Annotated in this window: 16 protein-coding genes; 10 read left to right on the top strand and 6 right to left on the bottom strand. The window is 73.1% G+C overall.

Annotation, left to right across the window (positions count from 1 at the left end):
• Positions 1-11: 11 nt before the first annotated feature.
• Positions 12-476, bottom strand: coding sequence for a MarR family winged helix-turn-helix transcriptional regulator (locus tag QSK52_RS07090; RefSeq protein WP_285734802.1), 465 nt, complete (start codon positions 474-476; stop codon positions 12-14).
• 114 nt (positions 477-590) lie between these two features.
• On the opposite strand from QSK52_RS07090, the gene QSK52_RS07085 reads away from it, so the two are divergent.
• A complete protein-coding gene (locus tag QSK52_RS07085; protein ID WP_285734800.1) occupies positions 591-1,634 on the top strand; it encodes a DUF3533 domain-containing protein in 1,044 nt (347 codons plus the stop codon).
• Between the two features lie 31 nt (positions 1,635-1,665).
• On the opposite strand, the gene QSK52_RS07080 is transcribed toward QSK52_RS07085, so the two are convergent.
• From QSK52_RS07080 to QSK52_RS07070, 3 genes are all read right to left on the bottom strand, one after another.
• Positions 1,666-2,202, bottom strand: a complete 537-nt coding sequence (locus tag QSK52_RS07080; protein WP_285734798.1) for a GtrA family protein — start codon at positions 2,200-2,202, stop codon at positions 1,666-1,668.
• A gap of 81 nt (positions 2,203-2,283) precedes the next feature.
• Positions 2,284-4,677: an endopeptidase La gene (gene lon / locus QSK52_RS07075; protein WP_285734796.1), complete on the bottom strand. Its 2,394-nt coding sequence runs from the start codon at positions 4,675-4,677 to the stop codon at positions 2,284-2,286.
• Positions 4,678-4,902: 225 nt separating this feature from the next.
• Positions 4,903-5,616 (bottom strand): rhomboid-like protein, encoded by a 714-nt coding sequence (locus tag QSK52_RS07070; protein ID WP_285734794.1) that lies wholly within the window; start codon positions 5,614-5,616, stop codon positions 4,903-4,905.
• A 313-nt stretch (positions 5,617-5,929) separates the two neighbouring features.
• Between QSK52_RS07070 and QSK52_RS07065 the strand changes: the two genes are divergently transcribed.
• From QSK52_RS07065 to QSK52_RS07035, 7 genes are all read left to right on the top strand, one after another.
• Positions 5,930-6,655 carry a response regulator transcription factor gene (locus QSK52_RS07065; RefSeq protein ID WP_033212075.1) on the top strand — a complete coding sequence of 242 codons (726 nt, stop codon included), beginning with the start codon at positions 5,930-5,932 and terminating at the stop codon, positions 6,653-6,655.
• A gap of 103 nt (positions 6,656-6,758) precedes the next feature.
• Positions 6,759-7,916, top strand: a complete 1,158-nt coding sequence (locus QSK52_RS07060) for a HAMP domain-containing sensor histidine kinase (RefSeq protein ID WP_285734791.1) — start codon at positions 6,759-6,761, stop codon at positions 7,914-7,916.
• A gap of 301 nt (positions 7,917-8,217) precedes the next feature.
• Positions 8,218-11,961 (top strand): multifunctional oxoglutarate decarboxylase/oxoglutarate dehydrogenase thiamine pyrophosphate-binding subunit/dihydrolipoyllysine-residue succinyltransferase subunit, encoded by a 3,744-nt coding sequence (locus QSK52_RS07055; protein WP_285734789.1) that lies wholly within the window; start codon positions 8,218-8,220, stop codon positions 11,959-11,961.
• Positions 11,962-12,182: 221 nt separating this feature from the next.
• Positions 12,183-14,096 (top strand): serine/threonine-protein kinase, encoded by a 1,914-nt coding sequence (locus QSK52_RS07050; RefSeq protein ID WP_285734787.1) that lies wholly within the window; start codon positions 12,183-12,185, stop codon positions 14,094-14,096.
• 62 nt (positions 14,097-14,158) lie between these two features.
• Positions 14,159-14,338 (top strand): DUF6104 family protein, encoded by a 180-nt coding sequence (locus tag QSK52_RS07045; protein WP_030457779.1) that lies wholly within the window; start codon positions 14,159-14,161, stop codon positions 14,336-14,338.
• Positions 14,339-14,555: 217 nt separating this feature from the next.
• The gene (locus QSK52_RS07040; protein WP_285734786.1) at positions 14,556-15,449 is read left to right on the top strand and encodes a DUF4097 family beta strand repeat-containing protein; all 894 of its coding nucleotides are present in this window, start codon (positions 14,556-14,558) and stop codon (positions 15,447-15,449) included.
• Positions 15,449-16,444, top strand: coding sequence for a PadR family transcriptional regulator (locus QSK52_RS07035; RefSeq protein ID WP_285734784.1), 996 nt, complete (start codon positions 15,449-15,451; stop codon positions 16,442-16,444). Before QSK52_RS07040 ends, QSK52_RS07035 begins: the two co-directional genes overlap by 1 nt.
• A 60-nt stretch (positions 16,445-16,504) precedes the next feature.
• On the opposite strand, the gene QSK52_RS07030 is transcribed toward QSK52_RS07035, so the two are convergent.
• Both QSK52_RS07030 and QSK52_RS07025 read right to left on the bottom strand, forming a co-directional pair.
• Positions 16,505-17,467, bottom strand: coding sequence for a zinc-binding dehydrogenase (locus tag QSK52_RS07030; protein ID WP_285734781.1), 963 nt, complete (start codon positions 17,465-17,467; stop codon positions 16,505-16,507).
• A 170-nt stretch (positions 17,468-17,637) separates the two neighbouring features.
• Positions 17,638-18,831, bottom strand: coding sequence for an NAD(P)-dependent malic enzyme (locus QSK52_RS07025; RefSeq protein ID WP_285734779.1), 1,194 nt, complete (start codon positions 18,829-18,831; stop codon positions 17,638-17,640).
• 559 nt (positions 18,832-19,390) lie between these two features.
• On the opposite strand from QSK52_RS07025, the gene QSK52_RS07020 reads away from it, so the two are divergent.
• Positions 19,391-20,344 (top strand): ABC transporter substrate-binding protein, encoded by a 954-nt coding sequence (locus QSK52_RS07020; RefSeq protein WP_285734777.1) that lies wholly within the window; start codon positions 19,391-19,393, stop codon positions 20,342-20,344.
• A 268-nt stretch (positions 20,345-20,612) separates the two neighbouring features.
• Positions 20,613-21,554 carry an ABC transporter substrate-binding protein gene (locus QSK52_RS07015; protein WP_285734775.1) on the top strand — a complete coding sequence of 314 codons (942 nt, stop codon included), beginning with the start codon at positions 20,613-20,615 and terminating at the stop codon, positions 21,552-21,554.
• Positions 21,555-21,573 lie beyond the last annotated feature (19 nt).

Here is a 21,573-nt window from a genome sequence, read left to right as displayed (position 1 = left end):
GCGCGCCGCCCTCAGACCCCCTCGGTCGACTCGTTGAACCGCTGCAGCAGCCGGGCGAACTGCTCCAGCTCGGCCGACTCCCACCCGGCCAGCGAGGCCCGGAACCGCGCCATCCGCTCCTCCCGGGCCGCCGCGAACCGCCGCTCGCCCTCCTCGGTCAGCGACACCAGCGAGGCCCGCCGGTCCAGCGGGTCGGTCTCCCGCCGCAGCAGCCCCAGCTCCTCGATCGCCCGGATCTGCCGGCTCACGGTGGCCTTGCCCACCCCGAAGTGCAGCCCGACGTCGGTCACCCGGGCCCGCCCGGACTCCCGGATGAACCCGAGCAGCACGTACCCCCCGGCCTCCAGCTCGGGGTGCACCCGCCGGGAGACCTCGGCCGCCCGCGCCCGGCCGCGCCGGAACAGCGTCGCCACCTCCCGCTCGACCGCGAGGAACGCCAGCTCGGCGGGGTTCCGCCCGTCCAGGGGGTCACTCATGGCGGACAGTATCGCGCAGCCCGCGCCTCCACCGGCACCCAGCCGCTTCGTGGTACGAAGTAACGATTTGGACGTTTTCGACACATTCGTCGCTACTCGAGGGGACACCACACCATGGCCCACCAGGCAGAGCCGGGAAAGGGCTTCCTCGGCGACCTCCGGGACGCGGTCACCCCGCGCGCCTTCTTCCTGGTCGTCGCGGTCCTGCTGCTCCAGCTCGGCTTCATCACCTCGTACGTGGGCGCGCTGCACCACCCGACGCCGCACGAGCTGTCCATCGCGGTGGTCGCCCCGCCGGAGGTCGCGCCCAAGCTGGTCGGCGCACTGGAGGCCGTCCCGGACGACGCGGTCCGCGCCTCCGTCCTGCCGGACGGGGACACCGCCCGGGCCCGGATCAAGGACCAGAAGATCTACGCCGCCTGGGTCGTCGACCCGACCGGCACCCAGGACGCGCTGCTGGTCGCCGACGCCCGCGGCCCGGCCGCCGCCACCGCCGCGGAGGGCATCGTCGGCAAGCTGGCCGCGAGCCAGGGCCGGACGGTGGTGGTGGACGACACCATCCCGCTGGCCAAGGGCGACGCCGAGGGCCTGTCCGCCTTCTACCTGGTGGTCGGCTGGTGCGTGGGCGGCTACCTGGTCGCCTCGATCCTCGGCATCAGCGCGGGCTCCCGCCCGGCCACCACCGCCCGGGCGGTGCTGCGGCTGGGCACGCTGGCGCTGTACTCGGTCGCGGCGGGCCTCGGCGGCGCGCTGATCATCGGCCCGATCCTGCACGCGCTGCCCGGCTCGATCGCCGCGCTCACCGGCCTCGGCACCCTGGTGGTGTTCTCGGTCGGCGCCGTCACCATGGCCCTGGAGTGCCTGTTCGACGTGGTCGGCATCGGCCTGGCGGTGCTGCTCTTCGTGGTGCTGGGCAACCCCAGCGCGGGCGGCGTCTTCCCGCCGCCGCTGCTGCCCGCGTTCTGGCGGGCGATCGGCGAGTGGATCCCGAACGGGGCCGGCACCTCCGCGGCCCGCTCGATCGCCTACCTGGACTCCACCAACCTCACCGTGCCGTTCCTGGTGCTGGCGGCCTGGGCGGTGGTCGGCGTCGGGGTGACCTTCCTCGCGGTGGCCCGCGCACCGCGCCTCGGCCGCCCCGTCCCCCGCGGGGCGTGAGCGGCCGAGGTGCGACGGACCGGGGGCGGGGTCAGACCCGCTCGGGCTCCCGCCCCGGCTCCTGGTCCTGCCGCCCCTGGGTGACCCGGTCGGACAGCTGGGTGAACACGAAGCGGTTCATCGCCCAGAAGCGGAAGGCCATCGCCAGCAGGGTGCCGATGATCATGCCGCTGAAGAAGTCCGCGACCTCCTGCGAGAAGTGGCTCACGTCCGGGTAGCGGTAGTCGAACACGTACCGGGAGGCGATCAGCGGGAGGTCGTTCACGCCCACGGCCAGCGCGCTGACCACGAAGAACCCGGCGGCCTCGCGCTTGCGCCCGGCCGCGCGGAAGGACCACTGCCGGTTCAGCACGTACGAGACCACCGTGGTGATCACGGTGGCGACCGTGAGCGCCATGACCGGCTTGCTCTCCAGCACGGAGAGCTTCAGGGCGAAGTTGATCAGCATGGTGAGGACGAAGCAGGTTCCTCCGACCACGAGGAACTTCACCAGCTTGCGGTGCTTGACCAGGAACGGACGGTAGCGCTCCGGAACTGCGGCCAGCGCTCGCTGTGTAGGGGACGGCATGCGGGAAGTGTCCCACGGGCCCGGAGCGGCAACCACCAGGGGCCTCGGAAGTGCACGCACTCCCGGGGCCCCCGGCCCCCGTCAGGCCGCCGCCACCAGCACCTCCGCGGGCTCCAGCGCGAGCCGCAGCACCTCCCGGACGTCCGCCACCGGGTGCACCGACAGGCGCTCCAGCACCTCGGCGGGGACGTCGTCCAGGTCCGCCTCGTTGCGCTTGGGGATGATCACCGTGGTGATCCCGGCCCGGTCCGCGGCCAGCAGCTTCTGCTTCACCCCGCCGATCGGCAGCACCCGCCCGGTCAGCGACACCTCACCGGTCATCGCCACGTCGGCGCGCACCTTGCGGCCGGACAGCAGCGAGGCCAGCGCCGTGGTCATGGTGATGCCCGCGCTCGGGCCGTCCTTCGGCACCGCACCGGCCGGCACGTGCAGGTGGATGCCCCGCTCGCGCAGCCCGGTCACCGGCAGCTCCAGCTCCGCGCCGCGCGAGCGCAGGTAGGAGAGCGCGATGTGCGCCGACTCCTTCATCACGTCGCCCAGCTGGCCGGTCAGGGTCAGCCCGGTCGAGCCGGTCTCGGCGTCCGCCAGCGAGGCCTCGATGTAGAGGACGTCGCCGCCGGCCCCGGTGACCGCCAGGCCGGTCGCCACGCCCGGCACCGCGGTGCGCCGCTCGGCCGGCTCCTGCGCCGCCTCCGGCACGTGGTGCGGGCGGCCCAGCAGGGCCCGCAGGTCGTCCGCTCCGACCGCGGCGGGCAGCTCGCGCTCGCCCAGCTCGGCCTGCGCGGCGACCTTGCGCAGGATCCGCGCGATCGACCGCTCCAGGTTCCGGACGCCCGCCTCCCGGGTGTACTCGGCGGCCAGCCTGCGCAGCGCCGCCTCGTCCACCGTCAGCTCGGCCCCGTCCAGGCCCGCCTTGGCGAGCTGGCGCGGCAGCAGGTGGTCGCGGGCGATGGCGACCTTCTCGTCCTCGGTGTAGCCGTCGAGGCGGACGAGGTCCATCCGGTCCAGCAGCGGCTCCGGGATGGCCTCCAGCACGTTCGCCGTGGCCAGGAACACCACGTCCGAGAGGTCGAGCTCGACCTCCAGGTAGTGGTCCCGGAAGGTGTGGTTCTGCGCCGGGTCCAGCACCTCCAGCAGGGCCGCCGCCGGGTCGCCCCGGTAGTCCGAGCCGACCTTGTCGATCTCGTCCAGCAGCACCACCGGGTTCATCGTCCCGGCCTCCTTGATCGCCCGGACGATCCGGCCGGGGATCGAGCCCACGTACGTCCGCCGGTGGCCGCGGATCTCCGCCTCGTCCCGCACGCCGCCCAGCGCGACCCGCACGAACGAGCGGCCCATCGCCTTCGCGACGCTCTCGCCGAGCGAGGTCTTGCCGACCCCGGGCGGCCCGACCAGCGCCAGCACCGCGCCCCCGCGGCGGCCGCCGATCTGGCCCAGCCCGCGGTCGGCCCGGCGCTTGCGCACCGCCAGGTACTCGACGATCCGGTCCTTCACGTCCGCCAGCCCGGTGTGGTCCGCGTCCAGCACGGCGCGGGCCCCGGCGATGTCGTACGCGTCCTCGGAGCGCTCGTTCCAGGGCAGCTCCAGGACGGTGTCCAGCCAGGTGCGGATCCACGAGCCCTCGGGCGACTGCTCGCTGGCGCGCTCCAGCTTGTCGACCTCCTTGAGCGCCGCCTCGCGCACCTTCTCCGGGAGCGCGGCCGCCTCGACCCGGGCCCGGTAGTCCTCCTCCGCGGAGTCCGCCTCGCCGTTCAGCTCGGCCAGCTCCTTGCGCACCGCCTCCAGCTGGCGGCGCAGCAGGAACTCCTTCTGCTGCTTGGCCACGCCCTCCTCGACGTCCTTGCGGATCGAGTCGTTGACCTCCTCCTCCGCGAGGTGCTCGCGCAGCAGGCTCAGCGCGTACTCCAGCCGGGCCGGGCGGTCCGCCTCCAGCAGCACCTTCAGCTTCTGCTCGGCGGTCGCGAACGGCGCGTACCCGATGTTGTCGGCCAGCTCGCCGACGTCCTCGATCGCGGCCACCCGGTCCACGATCTGCCAGGCCCCGCGGCGGCGCAGCCACTTCGTCGACAGCGCCTTGTACTCCTTGACCAGCTCGGCCGCCCGCCCGGCCACCGGCAGCCCCTGGTCCGACTCCTTGAACGGCGTGGTCTCCACCCACAGCGCGGCCCCCGGCCCGGTCGTCCCGGCGCCGATCCGCACCCGCCGCACGGCCCGCACCAGCGCCGCCGGGTCGCCGTCCGCCAGCCGCCCCACCTGCTCGACCGTCGCCAGCGCGCCCACCGCCGCGTACGACCCGTCCAGCCGCGGCACCAGCAGCACCTGCGGCTTCCCCCCGGCGCTCCCGGCCCGCGCCGCCTCCACGGCGGCCCGCACCTCGGGGTTCGACAGCTCCAGCGGAACCACCATGCCGGGGAGCACCACCTCGTCGTCGAGCGGCAGCACAGGCAGAGTGAGCGGAACGGACGTCGATGCCATGATCTCTCCCCAGTCAGTGAAGTTGAGTTGACCTGACTAAGGTTCGGCGATCCGGGATTGTTCCCCACCCCGTGTTCGCTCCCGGAGAACACCCTTCGCGGCGGAGCGGGCGCACGACGGAGACCCCGCGCCCGTCGGGGGCGCGGGGAACGGGGAACGGGGAACGGGGAACGGCGTGCAACGGGAGGAGCGCGGCACGGGGCCGCGGCCCCGCCCGCCCGGCGGCTACCCCTCGACCGGGGCCGCCTCCGGCCGGGCCCCCACCCTCCAGGCCGGCGCCCGCCGCGCCCGCCGGGGCCGCCGGGGCCCGCCCCCGCGGACGACCGGCCACAGGGCGACGCCCACCGCCAGCGCGGCCGGGTGGCCGACCGCGGTGACCAGGTCGGCGTCGCTGACCACCTGGTGCCCGATCAGCGCGAGCCCCGCACCGAGCGCGACCTTCCGCCCGGTCGGCCCGAGCAGCCCGGCGAGCGCGCCCAGCGAGGCCAGCACCCCGTACGAGACGCCGATGTCCATCGCGTCCAGCAGTTCGGCCTCGGCGTGCTCGGTGGCGACCGCGGCGACCACGACCCCCTGCGAGAGCAGCGTCGCGGTGACGTGGCCGGCCGCGAAGACGCCGAGGGCACGAAGGCCGCCGATCCGTCGTTCCAGGGGTGCGACGGTGAGGGCGAAGGCCCAGAAGTACGGCATCCAGACCGGCCCGGCGACCCACAGGCCGCTGCCGACGAGGGAGAGCGCGGGGTGGACGAGCAGGTTGTGGGCGTCGGTGGAGGAGAGCGACTGCAGCCGGTGCACGGTGCCGGGGTCGCCGAAGCGGGCGTAGAGGGTGGTGCCGAGCAGCAGGGCGAGGTAACCGAGCGCGAACGGGTTGGTCCGCGGGGTGGGCACGGCCCGCAACCCGGGCCTGATCAGTCGTCGTCGCAGCTCCGCGCTGGTCATGGTGCCTCCCGAACGCCCTTGTCGTGCCCACGATACGGGGGGCGGGTGAGAGGTGTCTGAGGAACTTCTGTGAAGACCTCGGCCCGGGCACGTGCCGCTCGCACACGTACCGTTACAGCTCGCAAGTGCTGCGGGTAAGGTATCGGCCCGTGCCCGTTCCGAACGGGGACCTGCCAAACCTGATGCGTCCGCCGACGGGGCACACCCGCGGCGGAACAGCACGACGGAAACAAGACGACTACGAGCGGCGCCCGCCGTCCCCCCGGACGGCCGGACCGCGAGCCCTGGGGGCGGTGGCGTGACCGTGACAGAGATGCAGCAAGAGACGATCAGCAGTGGACCGGTGGGCACCCAGCGACGGGTGCTCGTCGTGGAGGACGAGCCGACCATCGCGGAGTCGATCGCGGCACGGCTGGGAGCCGAGGGCTTCAAGGTGGCGGTGGCCCACGACGGGCCGGGCGCGGTGGACGGGTTCCACACCTGGCAGCCGGACCTGGTGGTGCTGGACATCATGCTGCCGGGCTTCGACGGCCTGGAGGTGTGCCGCCGGATCCAGGCGCAGCGCCCGGTGCCGGTGCTGATGCTGACCGCGCGGGACGACGAGACGGACCTGCTGGTGGGTCTGGGCGTCGGCGCGGACGACTACATGACCAAGCCGTTCTCGATGCGCGAGCTGGCGGCCCGGGTGAACGTGCTGCTGCGCCGGGTCGAGCGGGCCCAGCAGGCGGCCCGCACGCCCGCGCTGGGGTCGCTGCGCTTCGGCGAACTGGAGATCGACCACGTGCAGCGCCGGGTCCGACTGGGCTCGGGCGACGTGCACCTGACGCCGACCGAGTTCGACCTGCTGGCCTGCCTGGCGGCGCAGCCGCGCGCGGTGCTGACCCGCGAGCAGCTGCTGGCCGAGGTGTGGGACTGGACCGACGCCTCGGGCACCCGCACGGTGGACAGCCACGTGAAGGCGCTGCGCCGGAAGATCGGCGCGAGCTGGATCCGCACGGTGCACGGCGTCGGGTACGCGCTGGAGGCCCCGCTGTCCTGACCGGTCGCCGCCGGTCCGGGCCTCCGCGGGGGCCCGCGCGGCGGCCCGGCCCCGCCGCGCGCCGCGCCGGGGTGCGCCACCGAGGACGAGTCGCAGGGACACCATGACCTTTCCGCAGCAACGCAACGGGGACGCCGATCCGGCCGCTCCCCGGCCCCCGCTCGCGCGCCCCCCGCTCGCGGTGCGCGCCGCGCGCCGGGTGTGGGCGGACATCCGCCCGTTCGACCCGGTCCGCTCGATCAAGGGCAAGCTGGCCCTGCTGGTGGTCGTCTCGGTGGTGCTGGCCACCGGGATGGTGGTGGTGGCGATCCGGTCGGAGACCCAGATCCGGATCATCATGATCTTCTCGCTGATCGCCTCGCTGCTGTTCATGCAGTTCCTGGCGCACGGCCTGACCGCGCCGCTGCGCGACATGACGGCGGCGGCCCGGTCGATGGCGGAGGGCGACTACAGCGCGCGGGTCGAGGTCTCCTCGCGGGACGAGATCGGCGAGCTGGCCGACACCTTCAACCGGATGGCGGCCGACCTGGAGGCCGCGGACCGGCACCGCCGCGAGCTGATCGCCAACGTCTCGCACGAGCTGCGCACCCCGATCGCGGCGCTGCGCGGCCTGCTGGAGAACGTGGTGGACGGCGTGGTGAAGCCGGACCCGAAGAACCTGGGCACCGCGCTGGAGCAGACCGAGCGGCTGGGCCGCCTGGTCACCCACCTGCTGGACCTGTCGAAGCTGGACGACGGCGTCGTCCCGCTGGACTCCCGCCCGTTCCAGGTCGGCCCGTTCCTGGACGGGGTGCTGCGCGGGGTGACGGTGGACGGGGCGACGGCCGGCGGCGCGTACGCCCGGCGCGGGGACGTGCGGCTGGCGCTGGACGTGCGGCCGCCGGACCTGGCGGCGGTGGCGGACGCCGAGCGGCTGCACCAGGTGGTGGCGAACCTGGTGGACAACGCCTGCAAGCACTCGCCGGCCGGCGGCACCGTCACGGTGCGGGCCCGGGCGGCGGAGGGCGGCGGGCTGCTGCTGGAGGTGGAGGACCAGGGCCCCGGCATCCCGGCGGCGGACCGCGAGCGGGTCTTCGAGCGCTTCGGCCGCAGCGGTTCGCCGACCGCGCTGGGGCCGGGCAGCGACGGCGGGACGGGCCTGGGGCTGGCGATCGCGCGCTGGGCGGTGGACCTGCACGGCGGCCGGATCCGGGTGGCGGAGGCGGCCGCGGGCTGCCGGATCGAGGTCACCCTCCCGGGTGAGTCCCCGGTGCCCGCCTGAGACTGTGGCGAAATCGGTACGAACCGGTGCCGGGCCGTTCGGAACCGGTCCCCGACCGGAGCCGGCAAGTGGTCCAGACCACTGGTTCGTCCGATTTTCCTCCGGTATGACCACGACCGACCGAGGCCCCCTTTCCCTGATTTCCGGCGCCACTAACGCACGGATCCGGCCAAAAACCGGCCCGACAATGTGATCTGGGCGACGCCTGACCACCGGGGACTGCGCGATCACTGGTCGGAGGCGTAGCCTTAATCCCCGCTGTCCACCATCCCAAAAGGAAGCGGAAGAGGGCGGTTGCCCCGTGTCGCCACACCAAGAAACCCCCAGCTCGGCAAGCTCCACTGGCTTCGGCCCCAATGAGTGGCTCGTCGACGAGATCTACCAGCAGTACCTCCAGGACCCGGCCTCGGTCGACCGTGCCTGGTGGGACTTTTTCGCCGACTACAAGCCCGGTACCGAGGTGACTCCAGTGACCCAGGCCGCAACTCCGGTCGGCGCCCAGCCGACCCCCGTTGCCGCTCCCGCTGCCGCTGCTCCCGCCGCGCCCGCCGCCCCCGCGCCCGTCGCGCCGGCGCCCGCGCAGCCGGTGGCCGCCCCCGCGCCGCTCCCGGCCGCCCCCGCCGCGCCGCCCGCGCCGAAGGCCGCGGCCCCGGCCGCCGCCGCGCCGGCCAAGGCCGCCGAGGGCCCCGAGCTGATCGCGCTGCGCGGCCCGGCCAAGGCCGTGGCGTCCAACATGGACGCCTCGCTGGAGGTTCCGACCGCGACCTCGGTGCGCGCCGTCCCGGCGAAGCTGCTGATCGACAACCGCATCGTCATCAACAACCACCTGCAGCGCGCCCGCGGCGGCAAGGTGTCCTTCACCCACCTGATCGGCTACGCGCTGGTCCAGGCCGTGAAGGCCAACCCGGGCATGAACTACAGCTACAAGGTGGAGGACGGCAAGTCCTACCTGGTGAAGCCCGAGCACGTGAACCTGGGCCTCGCCATCGACCTGGTCAAGCCGAACGGCGACCGCCAGCTGGTCGTCGCGGCGATCAAGAAGGCCGAGACGCTCGACTTCTTCGGCTTCTGGCAGGCCTACGAGGACATCGTCCGCCGGGCCCGCGCCAACAAGCTGACCATGGACGACTTCACCGGCGTCACGGTCTCGCTGACCAACCCCGGCGGCATCGGCACCGTGCACTCCGTGCCGCGCCTGATGCAGAACCAGGGCACCATCGTCGGCGTCGGCGCCATGGAGTACCCGGCCGAGTTCCAGGGCTCCTCCCCGGAGACGCTGGCCCGCCTGGGCATCTCCAAGATCATGACCCTGACCTCGACCTACGACCACCGGGTCATCCAGGGCGCGGCCTCGGGCGAGTTCCTGCGCTCGATCCACCAGCTGCTGCTGGGCGCGAACAACTTCTACGACGAGGTGTTCGAGTCCCTGCGCATCCCGTACGAGCCGGTGCGCTGGGCCACCGACGTGGCCACCACCCACGACGACGAGGTCAACAAGACCGCCCGCGTCATGGAGCTGATCCACTCCTACCGGGTCCGCGGCCACCTGATGGCCGACACCGACCCGCTGGAGTACATGCAGCGCAAGCACCCCGACCTGGACGTCACCACGCACGGCCTCACCCTGTGGGACCTGGAGCGCGAGTTCGCGGTCGGCGGCTTCGGCGGCCAGAAGATGATGAAGCTCCGCGACATCCTCGGCCTGCTGCGCAACACGTACTGCCGCACCGTCGGCATCGAGTACATGCACATCCAGGACCCGGCGCAGCGCAAGTGGCTGCAGGACCGCCTGGAGAAGCCGTACACCAAGCCCGAGCGCGAGGAGCAGCTGCGCATCCTGCGCCGGCTGAACTCGGCCGAGGCGTTCGAGACCTTCCTGCAGACCAAGTACGTCGGGCAGAAGCGCTTCTCGCTGGAGGGCGGCGAGTCGCTCATCCCGCTGCTGGACGCCACCATCGACGCCGCCGCCGAGCACCGCCTCGACGAGGCCGTGATCGGCATGGCCCACCGCGGCCGCCTGAACGTGCTGGCGAACATCGTCGGCAAGCCGTTCGGCAAGATCTTCGGCGAGTTCGAGGGCAACCTGGACCCGAAGTCGATGCACGGCTCCGGCGACGTGAAGTACCACCTCGGCTCCGAGGGCACCTTCACCGGCCTGGACGGCGAGACCATCAAGGTGTCGCTGGCCGCCAACCCCTCCCACCTGGAGACCGTCGACCCGGTGGTCGAGGGCATCGCCCGCGCCAAGCAGGACATCCTGGACTTCGGCGGCACGACCTTCCCGGTGCTCCCGATCCAGATCCACGGCGACGCGGCCTTCGCGGGCCAGGGCGTGGTCGCGGAGACCCTGAACATGTCGCAGCTGCGCGGCTACCGCACCGGCGGCACCGTGCACATCGTGGTCAACAACCAGGTCGGCTTCACCGCCGCCCCGACCTCCTCGCGCTCGTCGATGTACTGCACCGACGTCGCCCGGATGATCGAGGCGCCGATCTTCCACGTGAACGGCGACGACCCGGAGGCCGTGGTCCGGGTGGCCCGCCTGGCCTTCGAGTTCCGCCAGCAGTTCCACAAGGACGTCGTGATCGACCTCATCTGCTACCGCCGCCGCGGTCACAACGAGGCCGACAACCCGTCGTTCACCCAGCCGCTGATGTACGACCTGATCGACAAGAAGCGCTCGGTGCGCAAGCTGTACACCGAGGCGCTGATCGGTCGCGGCGACATCACCATGGAAGAGGCGGAGCAGGCGCTCCAGGACTTCCAGGGCCAGCTGGAGAAGGTGTTCGCCGAGGTCCGCGAGGCCACCGCCGCCCCGGCGCCGGCCGAGACCGGCCGCCCGGTCGCCGACTTCCCGGTCTCCATCCAGACCGGCATCTCCGCCGAGATGGTCAAGCGGATCGCCGCCTCGCAGGTCAACCTGCCGGACTGGCTGACCGTCCACCCGCGCCTGCTGCCGCAGCTGCAGCGCCGCGCCGCCTCGGTCGAGGACAACACCATCGACTGGGCCACCGGCGAGGCGCTCGCCATCGGCTCGCTGCTGATGGAGGGTCACCCGGTCCGCCTGGCCGGCCAGGACTCGCGCCGCGGCACCTTCGGCCAGCGCCACGCGGTGCTGATCGACCGGAACACCGGCGAGGACTACACCCCGCTGATGTACCTGACCGAGGACCAGGCCCGCTTCACCGTCTACGACTCGCTGCTCAGCGAGTACGCGGCGATGGGCTTCGAGTACGGCTACTCGCTGACCCGCCCGAACGCGCTGGTCATGTGGGAGGCGCAGTTCGGCGACTTCGTCAACGGCGCGCAGACCATGGTCGACGAGTACATCGCCTCCGCCGAGCAGAAGTGGGGCCAGCACTCCGGCGTCGTCCTGCTGCTGCCGCACGGCATGGAGGGCCAGGGCCCGGACCACTCGTCCGCCCGCCCGGAGCGCTTCCTGCAGCTGTGCGCGCAGGACAACATGACGGTCGCCATGCCGACCCTGCCGTCGAACTACTTCCACCTGCTGCGCTGGCAGGCGCACAACCCGCACCACAAGCCGCTCATCGTCTTCACCCCGAAGTCGATGCTGCGCCTGAAGGCCGCGGCGTCCGCCACCTCCGAGTTCCTGAGCGGCTCGTTCCGCCCGGTGATCGGGGACAGCACGGTCGACCCGGCGCAGGTCCGCAAGGTGGTCATCACCTCCGGCAAGTTCTACTACGACCTGGAGGCGGCCCGGACCGAGCGCGGCGTCACCGACACCGCGATCGTCCGCGTCGAGCGCCTGTACCCGCTGCCGGTGGCCGAGCTGCAGGAGGAGCTGGGCCGCTACGGCGAGAACGTCCAGTTCGTCTGGGCGCAGGAGGAGCCGGCGAACCAGGGTGCCTGGCCGTTCATCGCGATGAACCTGGTCGACCACCTGCAGGTCGTGATCGGCCGCTCCGGCGGCAACGCCCGACTGCGCCGGGTGGCCCGTCCGGCCTCCTCGGCCCCGGCCGTGGGTTCCGCCAAGCGGCACGCGGCCGAGCAGCAGGCGCTGATCGAAGAGGTGTTCTCGCTCTGACGCGCTGAGCGCGGCACGGCACAACGCGGAACCGCCCCGCCCCCGGTTCCCCGGGGGCGGGGCGGTTCCGTCTCCGGTTCCGTTTCCGGACCGTGACGCACGGGGGGACACCGCGGGCTGCACGGGATCTGACGGGTCGATAGGTTATGGTTCGCCGTTCCCGCTGCCGGGTGCCGGGGCGGCCGTCTTTCGACACGCTCATCCATAGGGGGACCCGCCGCATGGCAGCCGACACTCCGCAGAACCCCGCCCCGCTCCCGCCGGTCTTCCAGCCGCTGCTGGCGGACGACCCCCGGGAGGTCGGCGGCTACCGGCTGTTCGCCCGGCTCGGGGCGGGCGGCATGGGCCGGGTCTACCTGTCGTACACGCCGGGCGGCCGCCCGGTGGCGCTCAAGGTGGTGCGCCCGGAGTTCGCCGAGGACGGCGAGTTCCGCCGCCGCTTCGCGCAGGAGGTGAGCAGCGCCCAGCGCATCCACGGGCTGTACACGGCGCAGGTGATCGACTCCGGCGGCCTGGAGTCGGGCGCGCCGTGGCTGGTCACCTCGTACGTGCCGGGGCCCTCGCTGCAGCAGGTGGTGCGCGAGCACGGGGCACTGCCGGTGCGGACGGTGCTGCTGCTGGTCGGCGGCATCGCGGAGGCGCTGCAGGCGATCCACAGCGTCCGGGTGGTGCACCGGGACCTCAAGCCGGCCAACGTGCTGGTCGCCTCGGACGGGCCGCGGGTGATCGACTTCGGCATCGCCCGGGCCGCCGACGCGACGGCGCTGACCGGCACCGGCTACCGGATCGGCTCGCCCGCGTTCATGTCGCCGGAGCAGGCCCAGGGCAGGCCGATCACCCCGGCCACCGACGTGTTCGCCCTGGGCGCGCTGACCGCGTACGTGGCGGGCGGCGCGCCGCCGTTCGGCGACGGGCCGGACACCGCGGTGCTGTACCGGGTGGTGCACGAGGAGCCGGACCTGAGCACCGTCCCGGCGCCGCTGCGCGAGCTGATCGGCCGCTGCCTGGCGAAGGACCCGGCGGACCGGCCGACGCCCGCCGAGATCATCCAGGCGGCCCGGGAGCACCCGGTGGTGGGCGGGCAGCTGCGGTTCGGCGAGGACTGGCTGCCCGGGCAGGTGAACACCGAGATCACCCGGCGCTCCGACCTGCCGCGGACGCCGCCGACCCCGCTGCCCGCGGCGCCGCCGACCCTGCCCGCCACTCCCCCGCTGCCGGTCGCCGCCCCGCTCGCGCCCCCGGCCGCACCGCCGGTGCAGCAGCCCGCGGCGACCGCGCCGACCGCGCCGACCGCGCCGCCCGTCCAGCAGCCGGCCCCGGTCGGGCCGCCGTCCGGCGCGTTCGGGCCGCCGACCCCGCCCTCGGAGGCGGTGACCGGCCCGGTCGCCCCGGCCGACCCGACGCTGCGGCTGACCGAGCAGCACACCCCGCCGCCCGGGCCCGCCGTCCCGCTGGCCGCCGAGCCGCCCGCCACGGGGGCCGCGAAGCCGGAGCGCCGGGGCGGGGTGTCCTGGAAGACCCTGCTGGTGGTCGCGCTGGTGACGCTGCTGGCGGGCACCACCGGCGGCCTGCTGCTGATGAGGACGCTGAACAAGGACGACGGCGGCAAGCCGACCGCGACGCAGACCGTCACGGTGGCTCCGCCCCCGGCCGGGGGCGGGGCCGGCAGCCAGGACCAGGTGGCGGCGCCGTCGGACAGCCCGTCCAAGCACACCGGCTCGGCGTCCCCCTCGCCCTCCGCCCGCAAGAGCGGAGCGCCCGCCGGGTTCTCCGCGGTCTACACCGACCGCGAGCTGTCCGCGCCCAGCAACGACTACGGCTTCGACCTGCTCAACGGCAAGGTGGTGCCGACCTCCCTCAGCGACACCCTCCTGCGGCCCAGCTACGACAAGCTGTACGTGCCGGACGACTACGACCGGTACCTCAGCAAGGCGGACTCGCTGACCCCGCAGGAGTGCTCGGACGCCATCGACAAGAACCCGAGCGCGGCGTTCCCGTACGCCGACCTCCCGCCGGGCCGGATGATCTGCGTGCGCAACCGGCAGACCTGGAGCGTGGCGATCATGAAGATCAGCAACGTCAGCAACGACGGCGCGGTGTCGCTCTCGCTCAGCTACTACCGGTACAACGGCTGATCGGCGCCGCACTATCCTGGGTCCCGACGGACCGAGAACCTGCACCCCCGGAGCGAACCACCGTGTACTTCACCGACCGCGGCATCGAGGAGTTGGAGAGCCGGCGTGGCGAGGAGGAGGTCACCTTCGAGTGGCTGGCCGAGCGCCTGCGGGAGTTCGTGGACCTGAACCCGGACTTCGAGGTGCCGGTGGAGCGGCTGGCCACCTGGCTGGCCCGGCTGGACGACGAGGACGACGAGTGAGCCGCTGACGAGGCGTCGGCGCCGCGGCCCGGAAGGCGAGTTCGCCTTCCGGGCCGCGGCCGTTCCCGGGGTTCTCCCGGATCGCCGTCTCGGGGTGCGCTCCGGGTCGGGGTGGGGGTCGGGGCTCCTTGACTTCCCGGCTACGCGATATATCGTGAATAACGAGAAGGACGCGATACATCGCGTGTCGGAGGACAGGACGGACGGGGAGCCCGAAATGACCCAGTGGACGGTAGACAGCGCCCAGCAGATCGCCTTCGACGGGGACGTGCACAGCCTGCACGTGCGCGTCGTCGACGGCACCGTGAACGTGGTCCCCACCGAGGGCCCCGCCCGGCTGGAGGTCGCCGGGCTGGAGGGCGAGCCGCTGCAGGTCTCGCTGGAGGACGGCGTGCTGACCGTCACCTACAAGGACCTCAGCTGGAGCGAGTTCGGCGAGGCCGTGAAGTCCGTGCAGACGGTGAAGTCCTTCTTCTCCGGCCTGCGCCGCAAGCGCCGCGCCGACCTCACGGTGGCCGTCCCGGCCGCCGCCGTGGTCCGGGTCGGCACCGTCTCCGCCGACGCCACGATCTCCGGCATCGCCGGCGAGGTCGGGGTGCACGGCGCCAGCGGCGCCACCACGCTGGCCGGCCTGACCGGCCTGGTCAACGCCAACACCGTCTCGGGGGACGTCGACGCCGAGGGCCTGTCCGGCGAACTGAAGGTCAACACGGTGTCCGGCGCGGTCACCCTGGTGGCCGGGTCCGCGACCAGGATCCGCGCCCACTCGGTCTCCGGCGCCGTCACCCTGGACCTGGACGCCGCCACCCCCACCGACATCGCGGTCAACACCGTCTCCGGCGCGGTCGGCGTCCGGCTGCCCGCCCTGGCCGACGCCAAGGTCGAGGCCGGCACCACCAGCGGTACGCTCTCCAGCGCCTTCGCCGAACTGAGCGTCGGCGGCGGCTGGGGCTCCAAGAAGCTCTCCGGCCAGCTCGGCACCGGCCGCGGCCGCCTCTCGGTGACCACCGTCACCGGCGCGGTCACCGTCCAGCGCCGCCCCGAAGCCGAGGAGGACCGCCCGCCCAAGGAGCTGTCGGCGGCCCCGCTCGACCTGACCAAGGAGTCCTGATGACACCGGTGTTCGGCCACGGGCGACTGCGCCTCTACCTGCTGAAGCTGCTCGACGAGAGCCCCCGGCACGGCTACGAGGTGATCCGCCTGCTGGAGGAGCGCTTCCACGGCCTGTACGCGCCCTCCGCGGGCACCGTCTACCCCCGGCTCGCCAAGCTGGAGGCCGAGGGCCTGGTCAGCCACACCACCGAGGGCGGCCGCAAGGTCTACCGGCTCACCGAGCCCGGGCGGGCCGAACTCGCCTCCCGCTCGGCCGAGTTGACCGACCTGGAGGCCGAGATCCACGACTCGGTCGGCCAGCTCGCCGGAGCCATCCGGCAGGACGTCCGGGACAACGCCAAGGACCTGCGCGCCGAGCTCTGGAGCCAGGCCGCCACCGACCCCGGCACCACCACCTCCGGCGGGACGCCCTGGCGCGACCAGGAGTCCTGGCAGCGGGCCAAGGAGGAGTTCGCCCGGCTCAAGGCCGAGACCAAGGAGCAGGCCCGCCGGGCCAAGGAGCAGGAGAAGGCCGCCCGGCAGCAGGCCAAGGCCGCCGAGGCCGAGGCCAAGCGGCTGCGCGAGCAGTCCAGGGCCGCCCGCACCGCCGCCCAGCAGGAGGCGCTGCGGCTCAAGCGCCGGGTCGAGGAGCAGGTCAGGGCGCACGCCGCGGGCGGCGACTGGTCGGCCGGGCTGGCCGAGGGCCTGGCCGAACTCACCCGCGGCCTGGGCTCGTTGGCGGACGCGGCCCGCTGGGGCGCGGCCGAGGAGCCGGCCGCCCGGATCGACCTCGACAAGGACGCGCCCGCCGCCGGGGCGTCCGCGCCGACCGAGCTGCCCGACTGGGCCCGCACCGACCCGGCGGGCGACCCGGCCCGCGAGCTGGAGCGCCTGCTCGACCGGTTCCGCGACCACGTCCGGGACACCGCCCGCGACCGCGGCGTCGACGCCGCCCGGCTGGCCCGGGCCCAGCAGGCGCTGGCCGCCGCCGTCCGCGCCCTGGACGAGCGCTGACGCGCCCGCCGAGACACGGAGCGCCCCCGAGGACGGGTCGGGGGCGCTCCGTCCTTCCCGTCAGGGCGTGAGCACCAGCTTGCCGAACACGTCCCCGCGCTCCAGCCGGGCGAACGCCTCCCGGGCGTCGGCCAGCGGCAGCACCGAGTCGATCACCGGCCGCACCCCGGCGTTGGCGCACAGCGCCAGCAGCCCGGCCAGCTCCTCCTTGGAGCCCATGGTCGAGCCGACCACCTTGAGCTCCAGGAAGAAGATCCGGTTCAGCTCGGCGGCCTTCGGGCTGGGCCCGCTGGTCGCCCCCGAGATCACGATCGTGCCGCCCGGGCGCAGCGACTTCACCGAGTGCGACCAGGTCGCCGCGCCGACGGTCTCCATCACCGCGTCCACCCGCTCCGGCAGCCGCGCCCCGCTCTCGAACGCGGCGTCCGCGCCGAGCTCGACCGCCCGGGCCCGCTTCGCCTCGTCCCGGCCGGTGACCCACACCCGCAGCCCGGCGGCCTTCGCCAGCACCACCAGCGCGGTCGACACCCCGCCCCCGGCGCCCTGCACCAGCACCGTGTCGCCGGGCTTGACCCCGGCGTTGGTGAACAGCATCCGGTACGCGGTCAGCCAGGCGGTGGGCAGGCAGGCGGCCTGCTCGAAGCTCAGCTCCTTCGGCTTGGGCAGCAGGTTCCAGGTCGGCACCGCGACGCGCTGGGCGAAGGTGCCCTGGTAGCGCTCGGTCAGGATGGACCGCGGCTCGTGCGGGCCCACCCCGTGACCGCTCTGGCCGACCACCGAGTGGATCACCACCTCGTTGCCGTCCTCGTCCACGCCCGCCGCGTCGCAGCCGAGCACCATCGGCAGCCGCTCGGCGGGCAGGCCGACCCCGCGCAGCGACCACAGGTCGTGGTGGTTGAGCGTGGCGGCCCTGACCGTCACCACGCTCCAGCCGGGCCGGGCCTCCGGTTCGGGCACCTCGCCCAGCTCCAGGGCGCTCAGGGGGTCGTCGGGGCTGATGCGGGCGGCGTAGGCAGCGAACATGCCCGGACCCTAACCGGGCGGCCCCCCGCGCGTTAACCACGACTCACTGTGAACGTCCCCATATTGCTTTTCCCGCACCGCCGTTGCGCGTCCCCGCCCCGCACGGACGCGGGGCCCGCCCCGGACGGTGTCCCGTCCCCGGGCGGGCCCCGCGGCACCGCGTCGGCGGATCAGATCCGGGCGAGGCCCTCCGCCCGGGCGGCCTCCGCGACCGCGCGGGTGACCGCCGGGGCGACCCGCTCGTCGAACGGCGAGGGGATGACCTTCTGCGGGGTCAGCTCGTCGGCGACGACGCCCGCCAGGGCCTTCGCCGCGGCGAGCTTCATGCCCTCGGAGATCCGGCTGGCCCGGACGGAGAGCGCACCGGCGAAGATGCCGGGGAAGGCCAGCACGTTGTTGATCTGGTTCGGGAAGTCGGAGCGCCCGGTGGCGACGACCGCCGCGTACCGGTGGGCGACCTCGGGGTGGATCTCCGGGGTGGGGTTGGCCATCGCGAAGACGAAGCAGCCGGGCGCCATGGTGGCGACGGCCTCCTCCGGGACGGTGCCGCCGGAGACGCCGATGAACACGTCCGCGCCGTCCAGCGCCTCGGCCAGGCTGCCCTTGAGGCCGCTGCGGTTGGTGAGCGCAGCGATCTCCGCCTTGACGTCGGTGAGGTCCTCGCGGCCCTGGTGGACCACGCCGCGGCGGTCGCAGAGCGCGACGTCGCCGATGCCCGCGGCGAGCAGCATCTTGGCGATCGCGACGCCGGCCGCACCGGCGCCGGAGATGACGGCGCGCAGGTCGCCGATCTGACGGCCGGTCACCTGGGCGGCGTTCCACAGCGCGGCGGTGGTGACGATCGCGGTGCCGTGCTGGTCGTCGTGGAAGACCGGGATGTCGAGCCGCTCCTGGAGCTGCTTCTCGATCTCGAAGCAGCGCGGGGCGGAGATGTCCTCCAGGTTGACGCCGCCGAAGGACGGGGCGAGCCGGACCACGGTCTCGACGATCTCGTCGACCCCGGTGCAGTCCAGCGCGATCGGCACCGCGTCGACGCCGCCGAACTGCTTGAACAGGATGGCCTTGCCCTCCATCACGGGCAGCGAGGCCCTGGGGCCGATGTCGCCGAGCCCGAGGACCGCCGTGCCGTCGGTGACGACGGCGACGGTGTTGGCCTTCCAGGTGTAGTCGTCCACCAGGGCGGGCTGTTCGGCGATGGCGGTGCAGACCCGGGCCACGCCCGGGGTGTAGGCGAGCGACAGGTCGTCCGCGTCGCGGACCGGGACGGTCGCCCGGATCTCCATCTTGCCGCCGCGGTGGAGCGCGAAGACGGCGTCGACCGGATCGTCGGTGCTCTGGGTGTCGGTGATGATCTCCGCTGCCACAATGACCTCTTCGTCATATTCAGCGAAGGCGCGCGTCCGACGGACTTTCGGCCCGGTCGCGCGCCGATGCGCGAGTACGGGCGCGCCGTCCTCGGCGCACCCGTCCGGGTCGGGGCGCAGCCGTCGGGCGACGCCCTCGGGGTGAGGGTTTCAGGTGTTCTGCGTTGTTCGTCCGGACGTCGGCACCGCACCTGTGCCGGGTCCTTCTTGTTCCGCGTGGCCCCCGAAGCGAGGGGTCCGCGGGCACTCGCAGGCGTGAACGCAGACACGGAGGGGAGCTGGCGCTTCGGATACGGAGCCGGTGACGGCTTCCGTTCCTGCGGCACCCCGGCCCTGTGGCGAACCGGCGGTCTGAGTTCTGCGTCGGGGGTCACCCGATACCAGATTCTGACACACCCGCTACCCGGCTGAGCAGGCCGGGATGGCAGTATCCGGTGTTCGACCACCGTTGTCCGGACGTTCCCCCGCCCGTGGGGACGCGTCCTGCCCCGTCGCACCGGTCGCGCACACCGGCGCGCAGCGGCGGGGGCTCACCCCCTCTCCCACAGGAGGACCCCAGATGTCGACGGCCACTCCCTCCGCCAGACCCGTGGCGACGCCCCGCACCGCCGCCCTCACCGCGGCCGCGCTGACCGGCGCGCTGCTGCTGACCGGCTGCGGCGCCACCGCCTCGTCGGGCCGCGGCGGCGACGCCGGGGCCACCGCGGCCGACCTGCACGCCCAACTCCCGGACCGCATCCGGTCGTCGGGGGTGCTGCGGATCGGTTCCGACCTGACGTACGCGCCGATCGGCTTCAAGGCGGACGGCGGCAAGCCGGACGGCCTGGACGTGGACCTGGCCAATGCCCTGGGCGCCGTGCTGGGCGTGCAGGTGCAGTTCAGCGACGTGCCGTTCGACCGGCTGCGGCTGGGGCTGCAGGCCAACGAGTACGACCTGGTGATGTCGGGGATGACCGACAACCCGCAGCGCCGGGACGGCACCGACGACCAGGCCCGGAAGGTCAACGACGGCCTGGACTTCGTCGACTACTTCGTCACCGGCACCTCGATCGTGGTGGCGAAGGGCAACCCGCAGCGGATCACCGGCCTGAACGACCTGTGCGGGCGGACGGCCGCGGTGCAGCGGGAGACCGTGCAGGCGTCGCTGCTGGAGCGGCAGGCCGAGGCGTGCCAGAAGACCGGCCGGAAGCTGACGGTGACCGAGACCGAGACCGACGACCAGGCGCTGGCCCTGGTCGCGCAGGGCCGGGCCGCGGTGGACCTGGACGACGCGCCGGTGGCGGCGCACGCCGTGCAGCACGGGCGGGGCGGCGGGCAGTTCCAGGTGGTCGGCGAGCAGTTGCAGGTGGCGCCGTACGGGATCGCCTTCGAGAAGGAGGACACCGTGCTGCGGGACACCGTGGCGAAGGCGCTGGACCGGCTGATCCGCAACGGGCAGTACGACGAGGTCCTGGCGAAGTGGGGCCTGACCGGCGGCGCGGTGCAGAGCGCCGTGGTGAACGGCAGTTTCTAGGGGCCGGTCCGACCCGTGGTCACCCGGTGCATGGTTATGCACCGGGTGACATGATCAGGGAAAATGTTCCGGATAACGGACGGTAGCCAGTCCTGTTATCCGATTTTGATCTGCCGCGGGGATGATTTGGCCACCCAGAGTGGCAGGATTCCCCCCACATCGGATCCACCTGTCACCTCGGCGGAGGGTGGCGAACGACGACCCCGCTGTACCGCGCCACCCCACCCGGCAGCGCGATCACCGTCCGACTCCAGGAGGAGAGACCCCCATGCCCGCTGCCCGTTCCCCGCGCCTGCGGCCGATCGCCGCCACGGCGGCCCTCGCAGCCGGTTCGCTGCTCCTCACCGCCTGCGGCAGTTCCAGCAGCACCACCACCACCTCGGGCGCCGCCCCGATCCCCACCCAGGCCATCGCGGCCGTCCAGGCCGACCCGGCGCTGGCCGCCCTCGTCCCGGCCGACCTCAAGGCCGGCGGCAAGCTGGTCGTCGGCTCCGACACCTCGTACGCGCCCAACGAGTTCAAGGACGAGAAGGGCAAGATCGTCGGCATGGACGTCGACCTGGGCGTGGCCATCGCCCAGAAGCTCGGCCTGACCGCCGACTTCCAGAGCGCCGGCTTCACCGACATCATCCCCGGCATCCAGTCGAACAAGTACCAGCTCGGCATGAGCTCCTTCACCGACACCAAGGAGCGCGAGGCGCAGGTCGACATGGTCACCTACTTCTCGGCCGGCACCTCCGCCGCCGTGAAGAAGGGCAACCCGGACAAGATCGTCCTGGACGACCTGTGCGGCAAGAAGGTCGCGGTCCAGGACGGCACCACCCAGGCCGACGAGATCAAGGACACCCGCAACCCGGACTGCGTCAACGCCAAGAAGCCGACCATCCCGAACGACGGCGACCGCTTCGCCCTGCAGACCGACGTCGCCCAGTCGCTGGTCTCCGGCCGCGACCAGGTCATGCTGGCCGACTCCCCGGTCGTCGACTACGCCCTCAAGCAGACCGGCGGCCAGCTGGAGAAGCTCGGCGAGACCTACGGCGCCGCCCCGTACGGCGTGATCCTGGCCAAGGACTCGCCGCTCAGCAAGGCCGTCCAGGGCGCGATCCAGTCGCTGATGGCGGACGGCACCTACAAGACCATCCTCGACAAGTGGGGCGTCTCCGCGGGGGCGATCAGCACCTCCGAGATCAACCCCGCCGGCAAGAGCTGACCCTCCGCCGCTCGATCCC

The sequence above is a fragment of the Kitasatospora phosalacinea genome, from assembly GCF_030268885.1.
In the GTDB taxonomy this organism is placed as follows: Bacteria; Actinomycetota; Actinomycetes; order Streptomycetales; family Streptomycetaceae; genus Kitasatospora; species Kitasatospora phosalacinea_C.
Note: the sequence above shows the minus strand (reverse complement) of the source record. Positions and strands in the feature narration are given on the sequence as shown.

What these genes read in the sequence shown, in the direction of transcription:
- QSK52_RS07090 (WP_285734802.1), bottom strand. Translation starts at nt 476, where the DNA reads ATGAGTGACCCCCTGGACGGGCGGAACCCCGCCGAGCTGGCGTTCCTC.
- QSK52_RS07085 (WP_285734800.1), top strand. Translation starts at nt 591, where the DNA reads ATGGCCCACCAGGCAGAGCCGGGAAAGGGCTTCCTCGGCGACCTCCGG.
- QSK52_RS07080 (WP_285734798.1), bottom strand. Translation starts at nt 2,202, where the DNA reads ATGCCGTCCCCTACACAGCGAGCGCTGGCCGCAGTTCCGGAGCGCTAC.
- lon (WP_285734796.1), bottom strand. Translation starts at nt 4,677, where the DNA reads ATGGCATCGACGTCCGTTCCGCTCACTCTGCCTGTGCTGCCGCTCGAC.
- QSK52_RS07070 (WP_285734794.1), bottom strand. Translation starts at nt 5,616, where the DNA reads ATGACCAGCGCGGAGCTGCGACGACGACTGATCAGGCCCGGGTTGCGG.
- QSK52_RS07065 (WP_033212075.1), top strand. Translation starts at nt 5,930, where the DNA reads ATGCAGCAAGAGACGATCAGCAGTGGACCGGTGGGCACCCAGCGACGG.
- QSK52_RS07060 (WP_285734791.1), top strand. Translation starts at nt 6,759, where the DNA reads ATGACCTTTCCGCAGCAACGCAACGGGGACGCCGATCCGGCCGCTCCC.
- QSK52_RS07050 (WP_285734787.1), top strand. Translation starts at nt 12,183, where the DNA reads ATGGCAGCCGACACTCCGCAGAACCCCGCCCCGCTCCCGCCGGTCTTC.
- QSK52_RS07040 (WP_285734786.1), top strand. Translation starts at nt 14,556, where the DNA reads ATGACCCAGTGGACGGTAGACAGCGCCCAGCAGATCGCCTTCGACGGG.
- QSK52_RS07035 (WP_285734784.1), top strand. Translation starts at nt 15,449, where the DNA reads ATGACACCGGTGTTCGGCCACGGGCGACTGCGCCTCTACCTGCTGAAG.
- QSK52_RS07030 (WP_285734781.1), bottom strand. Translation starts at nt 17,467, where the DNA reads ATGTTCGCTGCCTACGCCGCCCGCATCAGCCCCGACGACCCCCTGAGC.
- QSK52_RS07020 (WP_285734777.1), top strand. Translation starts at nt 19,391, where the DNA reads ATGTCGACGGCCACTCCCTCCGCCAGACCCGTGGCGACGCCCCGCACC.
- QSK52_RS07015 (WP_285734775.1), top strand. Translation starts at nt 20,613, where the DNA reads ATGCCCGCTGCCCGTTCCCCGCGCCTGCGGCCGATCGCCGCCACGGCG.